This is a genomic window from Klebsiella sp. WP3-W18-ESBL-02 (assembly GCF_014168815.1).
Taxonomy (GTDB): domain Bacteria; phylum Pseudomonadota; class Gammaproteobacteria; order Enterobacterales; family Enterobacteriaceae; genus Kluyvera; species Kluyvera ascorbata_B.
The window spans coordinates 2,704,349-2,721,476 of record NZ_AP021972.1 but is presented as its reverse complement, the minus strand read 5'-3'; the positions used below and the strand labels follow the sequence as shown (position 1 = coordinate 2,721,476).

The following is a 17,128-nucleotide window of genomic DNA, read 5'->3' as shown; positions in this document are numbered from 1 at the left end:
CCGCAATGTCTACCGATTCTTTGGCCACACTGGCCGCCGCGCTGCGCGAAGCAGAACGCACCGAGGTGGCGATCGCGCCGCTGCGCGAGATGATTGGTCTCGATAACGCCGAAGCCGCGTATGCCATTCAGCGCCTGAACGTCGAATTTGGTGTGGCGCAGGGCCGCCGCATCGTGGGGCGCAAAGTGGGTTTGACCCACCCGAAAGTCCAGCAACAGCTGGGCGTCGACCAGCCGGATTTTGGCACCCTGTTTGCGGATATGTGCTACGGCGATAACGAGACCATTCCCTTCGACCGCGTGCTGCAGCCGAAGATTGAAGCCGAGATCGCCTTGGTGCTGAACCGCGATCTGCCGCATGCCGACACCACCTTTGATGAACTGTATAACGCCATTGAGTGGGTTGTCCCGGCGCTTGAAGTGGTGGGCAGCCGCGTGCGCGACTGGTCTATTAAGTTTGTTGACACCGTCGCCGACAACGCCTCCTGCGGCGTGTACGTGGTCGGCGGCCCGGCGCAGCGTCCAGCCGCGCTGGACCTGAAAAACTGCGCGATGACCATGACCCGCAATCACGAAGAGGTGTCCAGCGGTCGCGGCAGCGAATGTCTGGGTCACCCGCTGAACGCCGCCGTCTGGCTGGCGCGCAAAATGGCCAGTCTCGGCGAGCCGCTACGTGCGGGGGATATCGTACTCACCGGCGCACTGGGGCCGATGGTCGCGGTCAAACCGGGCGATCGTTTTGAGGCGGTTATCGAGGGCATTGGCTCGGTTGCCGCGACCTTTTCAGAGCAAGAAGGAAGTCAGTCATGAGCAAATGTAAAGTCGCCATTATCGGTTCAGGCAATATCGGCACTGACCTGATGATCAAAATTCTGCGTCACGGTAAGCATCTGGAGATGTCGGTGATGGTTGGCATTGATCCGAACTCTGACGGCCTGGCGCGTGCGGCGCGTATGGGCGTCGCCACCACTCACGAAGGGGTGAGCGGATTAATGGCGATGGCGGAATTTGCCGACATTGATATCGTATTCGATGCCACCAGCGCGGGCGCGCACGTGAAAAATGACGCCGCGCTGCGTAAGGCAAAGCCGGGTATCCGCCTGATTGACCTGACGCCAGCGGCGATTGGCCCGTACTGCGTGCCGGTCGTTAACCTCGACAAAAATCTGTCGCAGGGCAACGTCAACATGGTGACCTGCGGCGGCCAGGCTACCATCCCAATGGTGGCGGCGGTTTCCCGCGTGGCAAAAGTTCACTACGCGGAAATTATTGCCTCTATCTCCAGCAAATCCGCGGGCCCGGGCACCCGCGCGAATATCGACGAGTTTACGGAAACAACGTCGCAAGCGATTGAAGTGGTTGGCGGTGCGGCGAAGGGGAAAGCGATTATTATCCTCAACCCGGCCGAACCGCCGGTGATGATGCGCGACACGGTATACGTGCTGAGCGAAGCGGCCTCGCAGGCTGAAATTGAGGCTTCCATCGAAGCGATGGCGGCAGCGGTACAGGCCTACGTGCCGGGCTACCGTCTGAAGCAAAAAGTGCAGTTCGAGGTTATCCCGCAGGATAAACCGGTGAACATTCCCGGCGTGGGTCAGTTCTCCGGGCTGAAAACGGCCGTGTATCTGGAAGTCGAAGGTGCCGCTCACTATCTGCCGGCCTACGCCGGAAACCTCGACATTATGACCTCGGCGGCAATGTCTACCGCTGAAAAAATGGCCCAAACGCTGGTTAAAGTGGCAGGAGAAGTCGCATGAACGGTAAAAAACTCTATATCTCAGATGTGACGTTACGCGACGGGATGCACGCCATCCGCCACCAGTATTCGCTGGACCACGTTCGGCAGATAGCCAGGGCGCTGGACGATGCGCGCGTCGACTCGATTGAAGTTGCGCACGGCGACGGCCTGCAGGGATCCAGCTTTAACTACGGCTTTGGCGCGCACAGCGATATCGAGTGGATCGCTGCGGCGGCGGAAGTGGTGCAACATGCCAAAATCGCCACGCTACTGATCCCGGGTATCGGCACGCTGCACGACCTGAAAAATGCCTATCAGGCAGGGGCCCGCGTGGTGCGTGTGGCGACGCATTGCACCGAAGCAGACGTTTCCGCGCAGCATATTGCCTACGCCCGCGAACTCGGGATGGACACCGTCGGTTTTCTGATGATGAGCCATATGACCACGCCGGAAAATCTGGCGAAGCAGGCAAAACTGATGGAAGGCTACGGCGCAACCTGTATTTATGTGGTGGACTCCGGCGGCGCAATGAACATGAACGATATTCGCGATCGCTTCCGCGCGCTGAAAGAGGTGCTTAAACCGGAAACGCAAACCGGTATGCACGCGCACCATAACCTGAGCCTTGGCGTTGCCAACTCGCTGGTGGCGGTAGAAGAGGGCTGTGACCGTATTGACGCCAGCCTTGCGGGAATGGGTGCCGGTGCCGGTAACGCGCCGCTGGAAGTGTTTATCGCCGCCGCTGACAAGCAGGGCTGGCAGCACGGTACTGACCTGTATGCGCTGATGGCGGCAGCGGACGATCTGGTGCGTCCGTTACAGGATCGTCCGGTACGCGTCGATCGTGAAACGCTGGCGCTCGGCTATGCCGGCGTCTACTCCAGCTTCCTGCGTCACAGCGAAGTGGCAGCGGCGCGTTATGGTCTCAGCGCGGTTGATATCCTGGTTGAACTGGGCAAACGCCGAATGGTGGGTGGCCAGGAAGACATGATCGTCGACGTGGCGTTGGATCTGAAAGCCAAAGCGCAGGCTTGATAACGATCCGGTCGGCAATGTACTGACCGGGCGAACGAAAATGAAAAAATAACGCGGCCGGCAACGTATCGGCCGCCTTTCACCTGTTCTCTACAGAAGGTAGCACGATGTCGAATATTACTCACGTTTCCTCACCGCCGAAAACGTCCCGCCTGATGCAGACCGTCGGGCTTTGCTTTTTGGTCGCCCTGATGGAAGGGCTCGATTTACAGGCCGCGGGTATTGCTGCGGTGGGCATTGCCCAGGCATTCTCGCTGGATAAAATGCAGATGGGCTGGATTTTCAGCGCCGGGATACTGGGTCTGCTGCCAGGGGCGCTGTTTGGCGGTATGCTGGCCGACCGACATGGCCGCAAGAAGGTGCTGCTGGGCTCGGTAGTGCTGTTTGGCCTGTTTTCGATTGTGACCGCGCTGGCGTGGGATTTCCCGTCGCTGGTATTTGCCCGCTTTATGACCGGTGCGGGGCTGGGTGCGGCACTGCCGAATCTGATTGCGCTCACTTCTGAAGCGGCGGGGCCACGTTTTCGCGGTACCGCAGTGAGCCTGATGTACTGCGGGGTGCCGATTGGCGCGGCGCTGGCTGCCGCCATGGGGTTCAGCGGCCTGACGCAGGCCTGGCAGACGATTTTCTGGGTTGGCGGTATTGTGCCGCTGTTGTTGGTTCCGCTGCTGATGCTCCGCCTGCCGGAGTCGCAGGCGTTTAGCCGTCAGCAGCAGGATGCCCCGGCGCCGCTGCGGGCCATTTTTGCATCCGGTACCGCCTCATCAACGCTGCTGCTGTGGCTGTGTTACTTCTTCACCCTGCTGGTGGTGTATATGCTGATTAACTGGCTGCCGATGCTGCTGGTCGATCAGGGCTTTAGCCGCCCGCAGGCTGCCGGCGTGATGTTCGCACTGCAAATGGGGGCGGCGCTGGGTACGCTGATGCTGGGTGCGTTGATGGACAAACTCAGCCCGCTCAAAATGTCGCTGTTGATTTACTGCGGAATGCTGGCGTCGCTGATTTCACTGGGTATGGCGAACTCATTTGCCATGATGCTGGTATCAGGTTTTGTCGCGGGGATGTTTGCGACCGGTGGGCAGAGCGTGCTTTATGCCCTGGCGCCGCTGTTTTACGGCACCGAAATTCGCGCTACTGGCGTTGGCACGGCGGTAGCGGTCGGGCGGCTGGGGGCGATGAGCGGCCCGCTGCTGGCCGGAAAAATGCTGGCGCTGGGCACCGGCACCGTGGGGGTGATGGCCGCCTCCGCGCCGGGGATTGTGCTGGCGGGCGTGGCGGTGTTCTGGCTGATGAATCGCCATCAGCGCAGCGTGGCGGAGGAAAGCGCGGGATGATAATGGGGGCGTCGCTGGCGACGCCATCCGGCACAGGGAGCCTTAATAGGCTCCCTTTTTTATGCGTGATGATTAATCAAAAGCGCTGCTCGGGCACAATTTAACGCCGTCCGTTTTCCAGCGAACCATTTTGGCGTTGGCATCGAGATCTTTTACCGATACAGAATCACCGGAATATAACGATCCGGTGACGATAATATCGTAATTGTGGTTCGGCTGCGGGACGAAATCAGAATAGGATGTGGTGCTGGCGTAATGCACGATATCAATGAGTTGCCCCGGTTTGATGGTAAATTCATTGATAAATGCGCCCTTAACATCGTTTGATGCCGGCATGTCTGAGAGGCGTTTGTTTCCGGTTACCGGAATGCCAATGATCGCCAGTCCGGAGGTAATTCGCCTTTCCAGTACTTTCTTATAGCAGCCATCAGGCTGCTTTTCATAAAACTGCAATGCGGTATTGCCAGAGGTGCTGGCGCGAATACGCGCGGCATCATTACCTTTGTAATCTTCAAGCGCAGGTCGGAAACCGGCGGTGCATCCACTCAGAAGTACGGCGACCAGGCCACTGACTAAAATATTTTTATACATTTTTATCCGTGATAATAATTTTTATTAAGGACGAAGGAGGATGTTGCTTTTAATTATTCAAGACCTTTTATAAACGCAATACTACACGTGATTTCAGGCATTACTTTATTCGTAATGCTATGATTCACAGTGGTTTCTTGGTTTGGTTAACGTTATCGTGCCAGAATGTTTTTTTCAACACTAAAATAGGCTGCTTGCTGAGCAGGGAACTGACGTGATGGAATAAACGCTATTTGCCGCGCAAAGCGTTAAAAGCCATCTATTCTTGTTGAGCGCCTTTGCGCGATGGTTAAGAATAGAATGACACTTCACGATGCGACAGGCAGGACGTTATGACTCAGTACAGTACGTTTTCCCTTGGTTCTCAATTTGTTAATCGTCTCGGATACGGGGCGATGCAGCTGGCCGGTCCCGGTGTCTTTGGCCCGCCAAAAGACCGCCACGCGGCGATTTCCGTGTTACGCGAAGCTCTTGAACTGGGCGTCAATCACATTGATACCAGCGACTTTTACGGCCCGCATATCACCAATCAGATTATCCGTGAAGCGCTGCACCCGTACGCCGACGATCTGACCATTGTCACTAAAATCGGCGCCCGCCGCGGCGATGACGCGTCCTGGCTACCGGCATTTTCCGCCGCAGAACTCAAGCAGGCGGTGCATGATAATCTACGCAATCTGGGCCTCGACGTGCTTGATGTGGTCAATATGCGGGTGATGATTGGCGACGGACATGGGCCGCGAGAAGGCGATATTGAGGCCAGCATTAGCGTACTGGCAGAACTGCAGCAGCAGGGGTTGGTGAAGCATATTGGCCTGAGCAACGTCACCCCGGCGCAGGTCGCGCAGGCGCGTCAAATTGTGCCGATTGTTTGCGTTCAGAACGAATACAATATTGCTCACCGCGCCGACGATGCGCTGATTGACGCACTGGCGCACGACGGTATTGCCTACGTGCCGTTCTTCCCGCTTGGCGGTTTCTCACCGCTGCAATCCACCACGCTCAATCGCGTTGCCGCCGATCTGGGCGCGACGCCAATGCAGGTGGCTCTGGCCTGGCTGTTGCACCGCTCGCCAAATATTTTGCTGATCCCTGGTACGTCGTCAGTGGCGCACCTGAGGGAAAACATGGCTGCGGCGCAGCTGCCGCTGCCGCCCGAGGCGCTGGCGACGCTTGACGGGATTGCTGCTAAAGGGTAACGGGAGGTTACATGACGCAAACGCTCTCGGCCCGGTGCCACTGCGGCACGGTCGCGTTCACCGTTGCGCTGAGCGAGGGTTTTAACACCGCGCGGCGCTGTAACTGTTCCTATTGCCGGATGCGCGGCGCGGTGGCCGTGTCTGCACCGTTGACGGGGATTAAGGTGCTGCGCGGGCGAGATAAGCTGACTGAATACCGCTTTAATACCGGCGAAGCGGTGCATTTTTTCTGTTCGGTATGCGGAATCTATACCTTCCACCAGCGTCGTTCTAATCCGCAGCAATATGGCGTTAACGTTGCGTGCATTGAAGGCGTATCGCCGTTTGATTTTGCCTGCGTAGAGGTCGTTGATGGTGCGAATCACACCAAAGATGGCGGCAGCGGCGGGGTAGTCGGGTATTTACGCTACGAAGGCATAAAGTCGGAATAAAAAAAGCCCTGCTTTGAGCAGGGCTTGTCAATTTCAGGGCAATTAAGCCACCAGGCTATCAATCGCCGCTTTCGCGTCAGCAGACGCTTTTGCCGCCATTTCCGGACCGTAAGCGATGCCTTCAGCGAAGACCACGTTCACGTCGGTGATGCCGATGAAGCCCAGGAACACGTTCAGGTACGGGGTGATCAGGTCGGTCGGGGTATCTTTATGGATGCCGCCGCGGCTGGTCAGTACGATAGCGCGTTTACCGGTCACCAGGCCTTCTGGACCTTTCTCGGTGTAACGGAAGGTCACGCCGGCACGGGCAATCAGGTCAAAATAGTTTTTCAACTGAGTTGGGATGTTGAAGTTGTACATCGGCGCAGCAATAACAATCACGTCGTGCGCTTTCAGTTCAGCAATCAGCTCATCAGACAGCGTCAGCGCTTCCTGCTGGCGCGGGGTCAGCGGGGAATCGCTCGGACGCAGCGCACCTACCAGTTCACCATCCAGTACCGGAATCGGGTTGGCGGCCAGGTCACGCACGGTGATTTCGTCAGCGGAGTGCTTTTCGCGCCACTGTTCAACGAAATAATCGGACAGCTGACCTGATTGAGAGTAGCCTGCCAGGATGCTGGATTTCAGAACTAATACTTTGCTCATTGGGTGATTCCTTATATTTGATTGACGGGCTGTGCCCTGTTGCTTGCTGACACTCTATTCACATTCCTGCCGCAGGGATAGCGCAATATATCGAATTCTATATTCAGTTTTTTTGAACAAGGCAACAAATGCGCAAATGTGGTACTCTAGGACCATACTTTATAAGCGTTTTTTACAGGCACTCCGCTGCCCGATAACACTATGACAGAACAACAAAAAATCACCTTCGCCACGCTCAGCCAGCGCCTTGACGCGCTGACGCTGCGGGATAAACAGCGTTTTGCCCGCCGTCTGCACGGCGTGAAGAAGGTTAAAAATCCTGATGCTCAACAGGCCATTTACCAGGAGATGGCGCAGGAAATTGAACAGGCGGCAGGTAAGGTTGTGCTACGCGAAGCGTCACGTCCGGCGATTGAATACCCGGAAAACCTGCCCGTCAGCCAGAAGAAACAGGATATTCTTAACGCCGTTCGCGACCACCAGGTGGTGATCGTTGCCGGTGAAACCGGTTCGGGTAAAACCACCCAGCTGCCAAAAATCTGTATGGAGCTGGGACGCGGGATTAAAGGCCTGATTGGCCATACCCAGCCGCGTCGTCTGGCGGCGCGCACCGTGGCTAACCGTATTGCAGAAGAGTTAAAAACCGAGCCGGGCGGCTGCATCGGTTATAAAGTGCGTTTCAGCGACCACGTCAGCGATAACACGATGGTCAAGCTGATGACCGACGGTATTCTGCTGGCGGAAATTCAGCAGGACCGTCTGCTGATGCAGTACGACACCATTATTATCGATGAAGCGCACGAACGTAGTCTGAACATCGACTTCCTGCTCGGCTACCTGAAAGAGCTCTTGCCGCGTCGCCCCGATCTGAAAGTCATTATCACTTCCGCAACGATCGACCCGGAGCGCTTCTCCCGTCACTTTAATAACGCGCCGATCATTGAAGTCTCCGGCCGGACTTATCCGGTAGAAGTGCGTTATCGACCCATCGTGGAAGAGGCGGACGATACTGAGCGCGATCAGCTACAGGCGATTTTTGACGCGGTTGATGAACTGGGTCAGGAAAGCCCTGGCGACATCCTGATCTTTATGAGCGGTGAACGTGAAATTCGGGATACCGCCGATGCGCTCAACAAACGCGACCTGCGCCACACCGAAATTTTGCCGCTGTACGCGCGGTTGTCGAACAGCGAACAGAACCGCGTGTTCCAGCCGCACAGCGGGCGTCGCATTGTGCTGGCGACCAACGTGGCGGAAACGTCGCTCACCGTACCGGGCATCAAGTACGTTATTGACCCGGGCACGGCGCGTATCAGTCGCTACAGCTACCGCACCAAGGTTCAGCGTCTGCCTATTGAGCCGGTCTCACAGGCCTCCGCCAACCAGCGTAAAGGCCGCTGTGGCCGTGTGTCGGAAGGGATCTGTATTCGTCTGTATTCTGAAGACGACTTCCTGTCGCGCCCGGAGTTTACCGACCCGGAAATTCTGCGCACCAACCTGGCGTCGGTCATTCTGCAAATGACCGCGCTGGGGCTGGGTGATATCGCCGCGTTTCCGTTTGTTGAAGCGCCCGATAAACGTAACATTCAGGATGGTGTACGCCTGCTGGAAGAGCTGAGCGCCATCACCACCGACGAGCAGCAAACCGCTTACAAGCTGACGCCGCTGGGGCGTCAGCTTAGCCAACTGCCGGTTGATCCACGTCTGGCGCGTATGGTGCTGGAAGCGCAGAAACACGGCTGCGTGCGCGAGGCGATGATTATCACCTCCGCGCTGTCTATTCAGGATCCGCGCGAGCGGCCGATGGACAAACAGCAGGCGTCCGATGAAAAACATCGCCGTTTCCATGATAAGGAGTCCGACTTCCTGGCGTTCGTCAACCTGTGGAATTACCTTGGTGAACAGCAGAAAGCGTTGTCGTCAAATCAGTTCCGCCGCCAGTGTAAGCAGGATTTTCTTAACTATCTGCGCGTACGGGAATGGCAGGATATCTACACCCAGCTGCGCCAGGTGGTGAAAGAACTGGGCATTCCGGTTAACAGCGAACCGGCGGAGTACCGTGAGATACATATCGCGCTGCTTACCGGTCTGCTTTCGCACATCGGTATGAAAGATGCCGACAAGCAGGAATTCACCGGCGCACGCAACGCGCGCTTCTCTATCTTCCCGGGCTCCGGGCTGTTCAAGAAGCCGCCTAAATGGACCATGGTTGCCGAACTGGTGGAAACCAGCCGCCTGTGGGGGCGTATTGCCGCGCGAATCGATCCGGAATGGGTGGAGCCGGTTGCGCAGCATTTGATCAAACGCTCTTACAGTGAACCGCACTGGGAACGCGCGCAGGGCGCGGTGATGGCGACGGAGAAGGTGACCGTCTACGGCCTGCCGATTGTCGCTGCGCGTAAGGTCAACTACAGCCAGATCGATCCGGCGCTGTGTCGTGAGCTGTTTATTCGCCATGCGCTGGTGGAGGGGGATTGGCAGACACGCCACGCTTTCTTCCGCGATAACCTGAAGCTGCGTACCGAAATTGAAGAGCTGGAGCATAAATCGCGCCGTCGCGACATCCTGGTGGATGACGAGACGATGTTTGAATTTTACGACCAGCGCATCAGCCATGAGGTGATTTCCGCGCGCCACTTTGATAAGTGGTGGAAACAGGCCAGCCGTGAAACGCCGGATCTGCTCAATTTTGAGAAGAGCATGCTGATTAAAGAGGGGGCGGAGCAGGTCAGCAAGCTGGACTACCCGAACTTCTGGCACCAGGGCAACCTGAAGCTGCGCCTCTCTTATCAGTTTGAACCCGGTGCTGACGCCGATGGCGTGACGGTGCATATTCCGCTGCCGCTGCTCAATCAGGTGGATGACGCCGGGTTTGAATGGCAGATCCCGGGCCTGCGCCGTGAGCTGATTATCGCGCTGATTAAATCACTGCCGAAGCCGGTGCGCCGCAACTTTGTGCCTGCGCCGAACTACGCGGAAGCGCTGTTAGGCCGCGTCACGCCGTTTGAACAACCGCTGCTCGATGCGATGGAGCGCGAGCTGCGCCGGATGACCGGCGTGACCGTTGATCGTGAGTCCTGGCAGTGGGATCAGGTGCCCGATCACCTGAAAATTACCTTCCGCGTCGTTGACGATAAAAACAAGAAGCTTCAGGAAGGCCGCTCGCTGCAGGAATTGAAGGACGCGCTGAAGGGCAAAGTGCAGGAGACGCTTTCGTCGGTGGCCGACGACGGCATCGAACAAGCCGGGCTGCATATCTGGAGCTTTGGCGACCTGCCGGACCGCTACGAGCAGAAGCGCGGCAACTATAAGGTGAAGGCCTGGCCGGCGCTGGTGGATGAACGCGACAGCGTGGCGATCAAGCTGTTCGATAACGAGCTGGAACAGCAACAGGCCATGTGGCGCGGCCTGCGTCGTCTGCTGCTGCTGAATATCCCGTCGCCGATCAAGTATCTGCACGAGAAGCTGCCGAACAAAGCCAAGCTGGGCCTGTACTTTAACCCGTACGGCAAAGTACTGGATCTGATTGACGACTGCATCTCCTGCGGCGTGGATAAGCTGATTGATGAAGCGGGTGGCCCGGTGTGGACGGAAGCAGGCTTTAACGCGTTGCATGATAAAGTGCGCGCGGAGCTCAATGAGACGGTGGTTGACATTGCTAAGCAGGTTGAGCAAATCCTGACGGCGGTATTCAACGTTAACAAACGCCTGAAAGGGCGCGTCGACATGACGATGGCTCTGGGGCTGTCGGACATCAAAGCGCAGATGAACGGTCTGGTGTACCGCGGCTTCGTCACTGGCAACGGCTTCCGTCGTCTGGGCGACACCCTGCGTTATTTGCAGGCTATCGAAAAACGGCTGGAGAAAATGGCCGTCGACCCGCACCGCGATCGCGCGCAGATGCTCAAAGTGGAGAGCGTTCAGCAGGCGTGGCAGCAGTGGCTGAATAAGCTGCCGCCAGCGCGCCGGGAAGATGACGACGTGAAAGAGATCCGCTGGATGATCGAGGAGCTGCGTGTCAGCTTCTTTGCGCAGCAGCTCGGGACGCCGTATCCGATTTCCGATAAGCGAATATTGCAGGCGATGGAGCAGATAGTGGCGTAAGCGTGACCCACGCTGCTGATGGCAACGAACCGGGGCGTAAGGTTTACCTGCGGCCCGGTTCGGCGCATGCTTTTATGGTGACGATATCCGTTCACCATCAGATTGACGCAGTCATGGCACAAACCAGAAGGCGTGGGCGTCTCGTTCCTGGCTACGCTTGCAATATTTCTCACCGTTCCCCCCTTACTGCAATTCCTGCTCAACGGTATATCGATAAACCCGCATACGCTGCTTCGGATCGCAACGTTATCGTTGTCTTCTGAGAAATCAATATGCTGATTGCTGACTTCCAGATTGATTTGCAGCTGATAAGGCATTGTTCTTAATTAAGATCTTTATTCAATATTTCGAGAATTAATTGGGAGACGGGCTGGCGGAGGGCATTGACCTCGGCTATTACGGTGCGGCGCTGTTCTTTGGTACGAGGATCCTGATTACCGCCGGGGCTTGCTTTATCTTTAAAGCTAACCGCGTGTTTTGCTTCTGGGCGGCATATATTCTGACCCGACCGTTTGGCGCGGCCTGCGGGGATCTGCTTTCCCAACCGGTGGATAACGGCGGCGTTGGGTTAGGTGCGAACATGACCAGCCTGATATTCGGCCTGGCGATTATGCTAATGATTGCCGGACTGGTGGTGAGCGACTGGCGTAAGCGCGTAGGCGCCAAATAGTGATAGGGAGCGGGCTGACCGCTCCCTTGCGGTATTAAACGCTGTATGTCAGGCCTTCACCCGTGATGAGAAAAAGCGGGTTGTCCCGCCAAACCCGCAGCATCATGCGTTGACCCAGGTGAGCGTAAACCCGTCCCAGCCCTTTATCCCTACGGTTTGCAACGCCGTTGACGTTAAGCGCGGGTTGTTATGTATCATGTCAATGAACCGGCGTACGCCCTGCACGCGTTCGTCGGTGCTGTCAGGATCCGTCACCTCACCGTCGCGCACGACGTTGTCGCCAATAATCAACGTACCCGGGCGTGAATATTTCAGCGCCCATTGCAGGTAATAAGGATTATTGGGTTTGTCCGCGTCGATGAAAATCAGATCGAACGGCGCGGCATCGCCGAGCATGGCCAGTGAATCCAGCGCCGGGCCTTCATGCAGCGTCACGCGATCGTTAAGACCTGCCAGCGCAATGTTTTGCCGCGCGATTCGGGCGTGGTTCGGGTCAGCTTCCAGCGTTATCAGATGCCCACTGGCGGGCAGTTCACGCGCCATCCAGATAGCGCTATAAGCACCGAGCGTGCCGATTTCCAGTATTTTTTTCGCGCCTGACATCCGTACAAACAGCGCTAGCAGCTGCCCCTGATTGGCGGCGACGTCGTGGGCGGGCAGCCCCGCGCGGAGGTTATTTTCCAGCACCTGAGACAGGATGGCATCTTCGCCAATCAGTTTTTCAATCAGATAGTTATCAACATCGGTCCACCGTTTTTGCATTGCGATGCTCTCATGGTTTTGTCAGCCTGACGATGAAGACCAGCCGCCTCCCAGCGACCGGTAAAGATCGATCTGCGCCAGCAGCAGATTATTTTTCACCTGTACTTCGCTAAGCTGCGTCGAGAACAGGGTGCGCTGCGCGTCCAGTACGTCAAGGTAGGAGGAGTAGCCGTTCCGATAGCGGTTTTGCGCAATGCGCAGCGTTTCCTGTGCCACCGTCTCTTGCCCCTGGAGTTCGCTGAGCTGTTCGCCGTAGCGGGCGATAGCATCAAGACTATCATTCACCTCTTTAAAGGCGTTGCGCACGGTTTTCTCATAGCCGTACAGCGCCTGATTGCGCTGGGCCATCGAAACATCGACCTGGGCGTTTAACACCTGCCGATTCAACAGCGGAGCCAGAATACTACCGCCGAGGCTCCACAGCCGCAGCGGGTTATCCAGCAAATCGGGCAGGGTGCGGTCCTGTAAGCTGCCGGTAGCGGTCAGGTTGATGGACGGCAGCAGCTGTGCTTTTGAAGACGCCAGCGTGGCATCGGCGGCCAGCAGTTGGCGCTGTGCCTGAACGATATCCGGGCGCCGGTTGAGCAGCGATGATGGTAGCTGAGAAGGTAACACCAGCGGCGTCAACTGGGCAAACTCATGACGCATAACGTCGCCGGGGTTTTTACCCAGCAGCACGCTCAGGGCATTCTCCTGCTGAGCAATCTGATGACGTAACACTGGCACCTGAGCGCGCGTCGCACGCAGTTCTGAATCGGCCTGCATCAGTTCGAGCCGCGAGGTATAGCCGGTTTCAAACTGCCGCTTTGCCAGAGTCCAGGCGTCTTCACGTGATTTCAGCGTTTGTTCGGTGACCCGTAGCTGCTCGTCCAGCGAAAGTAGTGAGAGATAACCGGAAGCGACGGCGGTGGCCACTGTCAGATCCGCCGCGGCAGCGGCGGCTTTTTGCGCCTCCAGGCTCGCCTGCGCGGCATCGGCGGCGCGACGGTTTACGCCCCATAAATCGACGTCGTAGCTGGCGGTCAGTCCGCCTTTGTACACCGTGCTGTGGACCGGCAGCCCGGTCGCAGCCGACTGCGCGCGGGCGCGGGTACCGCCCAGGCTGGCATCAAGCGACGGGAACAGGCTGCTGTCGGCAGCGTAGGCGCGGGCCTGATATTCATTGACTCGTTCGCGGGCGATGAGCACATCGCTGTTATGGCGCAACGCCAGGTCAACGTACTGGTTCAGCGCGTCGTCATGGAAGTGACGCCACCAGACACCTTCGACGGCGCTGGCGGGGCCGATATCAGCGCGCCAGGCCGTAGGGATTGCCAGCGTTGGCTGCGCCTGCTGAACGTCTGCCGACTGGCAGCCCACTAAGGCGAGCGCTAATGCAACGACCGCTGGCCGGATCATTTATCCGCCTCCGCATGCGTATCAATCGTCACTTGCACCGACATCCCCGGACGCAGACGCTCGAGATTTTTCTGCCCCGTGTTCACGGCAATACGCACGGGAATACGCTGGGCGATCTTGACGAAGTTACCGGTAGCGTTGTCCGGCGAGATGGCGCTGAACTCAACCCCGGTGGCGGGCGAAATACTTTGTACGGTGCCGTGGAATTTTTCGCTGTTCAGCGCATCGACGCTAAAGGTTACGGCCTGGCCGACGCGCACGCTTGCCAGCTGCGTCTCTTTCAGGTTGGCGATGACCCAGTGCTGCGGTGGTACCAGCGGGGCAAGGTGGGTACCTGCCGTGACGTACGCGCCGAGGCGCACGGCCACTTGTCCTAACTGACCGTCGGTAGGCGCGATGATACGCGTATTCTGTAGATCGATCTCCGCCAGTTCCAGCGCCGCTTTAGCGTTCGCCACGTCGGCCTCAAGCGATGCGCGATTGACGATGGTCGACTGTAAATCCTGGCGCGACATTTCCAGCGTGGCCTTCGCCTGCTCAATATCGGCCGCGCTCTGCGCGGCGCTGGCGCGTGCGGCGTCACGTTCGCGTACCGACAGCGAACCGTCGGCGGTCAGCTCCTGCACGCGCGCTAAGTCGGCCTGTGATTTGAGATTCTGCGCGCGGGCGTTTTGCAGCGCCGCGTCGTTGCGGGTAATCACCGCTTCGGCGCTTTTTCGCTGCTGGAGGTTATTTTTCAGCGCGGCCTCTTTCATCGCCAGCTGCGCCTGCGCCTGGTGAACTCGCTGCTTATAGATGCGATCGTCAATCTGAAAGAGGACTTGCCCCCGTTTGACGCGGTTAAAATCCTGCACGTTGACCTGGGTCACGTAGCCGCTGACCTGCGGGCTGATAAAGGTCGTCAGGCCGCGTACGTAGGCGTTATCGGTAAACTGGCTGTGGCGGGTGAAGGGCGGCAGTTGCCAGGCGTACAGGACGACCAGTACGCCGACAAGGCCAATGGCCGCAGCGGTAAAAATGGACACCACGCGGATGTTGTTGCGGGTGTTGGCCTGCTGCCTGGCGGCATCCTGCTGACTCATGACGACTCCGATCTCTCTTAAGGTAACTTGCTGCCCGTGGCGCGCTTGAGCGCGATATGGGCAGTGATTTTCAGTCTTAGCAAACGCCAGAACACCCACAATAATGTGGCGGCGGAAATGGCGGCCGTCAGCATATAGGTGTCATTGTAGGCGAGGATATTGGCCTCCAGCGTTGAGGCGGTTTGTAGCAGTGAGCTGGCCTGTACGTTAAGCAGTGCGCTGTCGCCTATCTGGCTTTGATACTGCTGGGCATACTGCTGCAAACGTTCGTTAATAATCGGGTTCAGCGTGGTTAACTGATCGGCAAGCTGACTGGAGTGAAATTTTTCACGCCAGGTCTGGAATGTGCCGAGAATAGCCGAGCCCAGCAGGCCGCCAACGTTTTGACTCATGCCGAACAGCACCGAGAAACTGACCAGATTGCGCTGGTCAGCCACCACGCCGCCGATGCCCGCCAGCATGGCCGGGGCAAGGAAAAACGCGCTGCCGAAGCCGAGCAGGAACTGGCTGAGCATCAGTTGATCCGGCCGGGTCAGGCTGTTGGATTGGCTGTCGAGCAGCGAAGCCGCCATGATAAGCGCCAGCGCGGTGGCGGTTGGCCAGTAGAGGCGGCGCGGGTTGAGCGTCAGGCAACTGGCGACAATGCCGCAGACGATACCGGCGAAAATCGACCAGGCCAGCTTGGTCATCTGTTCGTTTTGCAAGCCAACATACTGGAGCCAGCCGATGACGCCGGTGTTTTGCTCTGCCAGCACAATACGGATGAGCACCATAATCAGCCCCAGACGCAGAATACTGCCGCTGGAGAGCCAGCGCGTATTCAGCAGCGGATTACTGCGGTTGTGTTCGAACGCAATGGCGCTGACGATAAGGACGATAGCGCCAGCCAGCGACCAGCCGATCCACGGCGCTTCAAACCACCAGTCGAGGCGGCCAAGTGAGAGCACCGCGCAGACCAGCGCCATTCCGGGGGCCAGCAGCAGAAAGGTAATGAAGTCTTTTTTCTCAAAGACCTTTTTACGATCGCTGGGCGGCAGCTTCAGGGCAATCACGCAGGCCAGCGAGACCAGCGCCAGACCCAGTTCAAAGAAATACAGCCCGCGCCATTCGTCAATTTGTAGCAGTTCGGTTGAGAACAGCCGGGCGAGGGGGATCGCCAGCGACGAACCGGTAATGCCGATCGTCAACGCCTTCAGGCGATGCTTTGCCGGCCATGCCTGCACCTGATAGTAAATACCTAACGAGCTAAGCGCGGCAGCCACCATGCCGTGTGCGGCTCGCACCATCAGCGCGGAGCTGAGATCGTTAACGAATAAATGGAAAAAGGTGACCAGTACATACAGCACCAGAAAGCCTTCGGTGAACGCCCGCAGGCCAAACTGCTGGCGGAACTTCACCAGCAGAAGATTAATGGAGACGTTGGTCATCACGTACACCGCCGGTAGCCAGGCGATTTCGTTTGACCAGGCGGAGAACGAGCCCTGTAAATTCTGCAAATTAGCGGTGACGACCGCATTTCCCAACGCACCGGTCAGGCACACCAGCAGGCCAACGATGCCGTAGGCAATACGCCTGGGCGTGCTGTGAATTGGGGTTGAGGGGGAACCGAGAATGGCCGGTCTTTCGTGCGGTGCCCAGTCGCGAGGGGCGTAGGGATCGCGGCGCGGAGGAGCCATTATTTCTTCTCCACTTCACGCAGCAGCTTGAGCAGCACATCGTACGTCTGTGCCTGCTCTTGCGGCGTGAGAACGGTCAGAATTTCTTCTCGTAACGCATCCGCGACGGCTTTGACCTGGTGATACAGCGCGAGCCCTTGCTCGGTCGCAATCAGCAGGCGTTTGCGTTTGTCCTGCTCGGTGAGGACGCGTTCGACCAGCCCCTGGGCGACCAATCGGTTAATGAGCGGCACCACGGTAGCCGTTTCCACGCCGAGCTCTTGCGCTAGTTCCGTTTGCGAGAGCGGCCGTTCATTACGGGCTATGCTGGCAACGGCAACCCAACTGGCCTGGCTCATGCCGAGCGCTTTCAGCCGACGGTCGACGGCAAGCCGCCAGTGGTGAGCGGTCAAATAGAGCAGATGGGAGAAATTCAGCTGGCGGTTATCCATGGCATCATCGTTAAAATCATTAGAGCTCTAATG

The 17,128-nt window shown here is 57.7% G+C and carries 15 protein-coding genes; 8 read left to right on the top strand and 7 right to left on the bottom strand.

The window, feature by feature from the left end; all coding sequences use genetic code 11:
- The first annotated feature begins 5 nt into the window (after positions 1–5).
- The 4 genes from mhpD to mhpT all read left to right on the top strand — a co-directional run bounded on the left by mhpD (position 6) and on the right by mhpT (position 4,106).
- Entirely contained in the window at positions 6–809 is an 804-nt protein-coding gene (gene mhpD / locus H7R56_RS13085; RefSeq protein WP_182928274.1) for a 2-keto-4-pentenoate hydratase, read from the top strand.
- Positions 806–1,756 carry an acetaldehyde dehydrogenase gene (mhpF, locus tag H7R56_RS13080; protein WP_106929182.1) on the top strand — a complete coding sequence of 317 codons (951 nt, stop codon included), beginning with the start codon at positions 806–808 and terminating at the stop codon, positions 1,754–1,756. The genes mhpD and mhpF overlap by 4 nt, the downstream gene beginning before the upstream one ends.
- Complete coding sequence (mhpE, locus tag H7R56_RS13075; RefSeq protein WP_106929180.1) at positions 1,753–2,772, top strand: 4-hydroxy-2-oxovalerate aldolase; 1,020 nt, start codon at positions 1,753–1,755, stop codon at positions 2,770–2,772. Before mhpF ends, mhpE begins: the two co-directional genes overlap by 4 nt.
- A 107-nt stretch (positions 2,773–2,879) precedes the next feature.
- Entirely contained in the window at positions 2,880–4,106 is a 1,227-nt protein-coding gene (mhpT, locus tag H7R56_RS13070) for a 3-(3-hydroxy-phenyl)propionate transporter MhpT (protein ID WP_106929178.1), read from the top strand.
- A 72-nt stretch (positions 4,107–4,178) separates the two neighbouring features.
- Here mhpT and H7R56_RS13065 read toward each other — a convergent pair whose 3' ends face one another.
- The gene (locus H7R56_RS13065; protein ID WP_106929176.1) at positions 4,179–4,697 is read right to left on the bottom strand and encodes a hypothetical protein; all 519 of its coding nucleotides are present in this window, start codon (positions 4,695–4,697) and stop codon (positions 4,179–4,181) included.
- 332 nt (positions 4,698–5,029) lie between these two features.
- Between H7R56_RS13065 and H7R56_RS13060 the strand changes: the two genes are divergently transcribed.
- Complete coding sequence (locus tag H7R56_RS13060; protein WP_106929174.1) at positions 5,030–5,896, top strand: aldo/keto reductase family oxidoreductase; 867 nt, start codon at positions 5,030–5,032, stop codon at positions 5,894–5,896.
- An 11-nt stretch (positions 5,897–5,907) separates the two neighbouring features.
- A complete protein-coding gene (locus tag H7R56_RS13055) occupies positions 5,908–6,327 on the top strand; it encodes a GFA family protein (protein WP_182928273.1) in 420 nt (139 codons plus the stop codon).
- Positions 6,328–6,369: 42 nt separating this feature from the next.
- Here the strand turns inward: H7R56_RS13055 and azoR are convergent, their stop codons facing one another.
- The gene (gene azoR / locus H7R56_RS13050; protein WP_106929170.1) at positions 6,370–6,972 is read right to left on the bottom strand and encodes an FMN-dependent NADH-azoreductase; all 603 of its coding nucleotides are present in this window, start codon (positions 6,970–6,972) and stop codon (positions 6,370–6,372) included.
- 201 nt (positions 6,973–7,173) lie between these two features.
- Between azoR and hrpA the strand changes: the two genes are divergently transcribed.
- Positions 7,174–11,076: an ATP-dependent RNA helicase HrpA gene (hrpA, locus tag H7R56_RS13045; RefSeq protein ID WP_106929168.1), complete on the top strand. Its 3,903-nt coding sequence runs from the start codon at positions 7,174–7,176 to the stop codon at positions 11,074–11,076.
- Between the two features lie 358 nt (positions 11,077–11,434).
- A complete protein-coding gene (locus H7R56_RS13040) occupies positions 11,435–11,746 on the top strand; it encodes a COG4705 family protein (protein ID WP_106929166.1) in 312 nt (103 codons plus the stop codon).
- A gap of 102 nt (positions 11,747–11,848) precedes the next feature.
- Here the strand turns inward: H7R56_RS13040 and H7R56_RS13035 are convergent, their stop codons facing one another.
- The 5 genes from H7R56_RS13035 to H7R56_RS13015 are packed head-to-tail and all read right to left on the bottom strand — an operon-like array spanning position 11,849 to position 17,095.
- On the bottom strand, positions 11,849–12,508 hold the full coding sequence (locus H7R56_RS13035; protein ID WP_106929165.1) for an O-methyltransferase: 660 nt from the start codon (positions 12,506–12,508) through the stop codon (positions 11,849–11,851).
- A 21-nt stretch (positions 12,509–12,529) separates the two neighbouring features.
- Positions 12,530–13,906 carry an efflux transporter outer membrane subunit gene (locus tag H7R56_RS13030; RefSeq protein ID WP_106929163.1) on the bottom strand — a complete coding sequence of 459 codons (1,377 nt, stop codon included), beginning with the start codon at positions 13,904–13,906 and terminating at the stop codon, positions 12,530–12,532.
- Positions 13,903–14,988 carry an HlyD family secretion protein gene (locus tag H7R56_RS13025; RefSeq protein WP_106929161.1) on the bottom strand — a complete coding sequence of 362 codons (1,086 nt, stop codon included), beginning with the start codon at positions 14,986–14,988 and terminating at the stop codon, positions 13,903–13,905. The genes H7R56_RS13030 and H7R56_RS13025 overlap by 4 nt, the downstream gene beginning before the upstream one ends.
- A 17-nt stretch (positions 14,989–15,005) precedes the next feature.
- On the bottom strand, positions 15,006–16,664 hold the full coding sequence (locus H7R56_RS13020) for an MFS transporter (RefSeq protein ID WP_106929159.1): 1,659 nt from the start codon (positions 16,662–16,664) through the stop codon (positions 15,006–15,008).
- Positions 16,664–17,095 carry a MarR family winged helix-turn-helix transcriptional regulator gene (locus H7R56_RS13015; RefSeq protein WP_106929157.1) on the bottom strand — a complete coding sequence of 144 codons (432 nt, stop codon included), beginning with the start codon at positions 17,093–17,095 and terminating at the stop codon, positions 16,664–16,666. Before H7R56_RS13015 ends, H7R56_RS13020 begins: the two co-directional genes overlap by 1 nt.
- Between the last annotated feature and the right edge of the window lie 33 nt (positions 17,096–17,128).

Bases quoted from the DNA above. Each gene is read 5' to 3' on its own strand.
- mhpD (WP_182928274.1), top strand. From the start codon at position 6: ATGTCTACCGATTCTTTGGCCACACTGGCCGCCGCGCTGCGCGAAGCA.
- mhpF (WP_106929182.1), top strand. From the start codon at position 806: ATGAGCAAATGTAAAGTCGCCATTATCGGTTCAGGCAATATCGGCACT.
- mhpE (WP_106929180.1), top strand. From the start codon at position 1,753: ATGAACGGTAAAAAACTCTATATCTCAGATGTGACGTTACGCGACGGG.
- mhpT (WP_106929178.1), top strand. From the start codon at position 2,880: ATGTCGAATATTACTCACGTTTCCTCACCGCCGAAAACGTCCCGCCTG.
- H7R56_RS13065 (WP_106929176.1), bottom strand. From the start codon at position 4,697: ATGTATAAAAATATTTTAGTCAGTGGCCTGGTCGCCGTACTTCTGAGT.
- H7R56_RS13060 (WP_106929174.1), top strand. From the start codon at position 5,030: ATGACTCAGTACAGTACGTTTTCCCTTGGTTCTCAATTTGTTAATCGT.
- H7R56_RS13055 (WP_182928273.1), top strand. From the start codon at position 5,908: ATGACGCAAACGCTCTCGGCCCGGTGCCACTGCGGCACGGTCGCGTTC.
- azoR (WP_106929170.1), bottom strand. From the start codon at position 6,972: ATGAGCAAAGTATTAGTTCTGAAATCCAGCATCCTGGCAGGCTACTCT.
- hrpA (WP_106929168.1), top strand. From the start codon at position 7,174: ATGACAGAACAACAAAAAATCACCTTCGCCACGCTCAGCCAGCGCCTT.
- H7R56_RS13035 (WP_106929165.1), bottom strand. From the start codon at position 12,508: ATGCAAAAACGGTGGACCGATGTTGATAACTATCTGATTGAAAAACTG.
- H7R56_RS13030 (WP_106929163.1), bottom strand. From the start codon at position 13,906: ATGATCCGGCCAGCGGTCGTTGCATTAGCGCTCGCCTTAGTGGGCTGC.
- H7R56_RS13025 (WP_106929161.1), bottom strand. From the start codon at position 14,988: ATGAGTCAGCAGGATGCCGCCAGGCAGCAGGCCAACACCCGCAACAAC.
- H7R56_RS13020 (WP_106929159.1), bottom strand. From the start codon at position 16,664: ATGGCTCCTCCGCGCCGCGATCCCTACGCCCCTCGCGACTGGGCACCG.
- H7R56_RS13015 (WP_106929157.1), bottom strand. From the start codon at position 17,095: ATGGATAACCGCCAGCTGAATTTCTCCCATCTGCTCTATTTGACCGCT.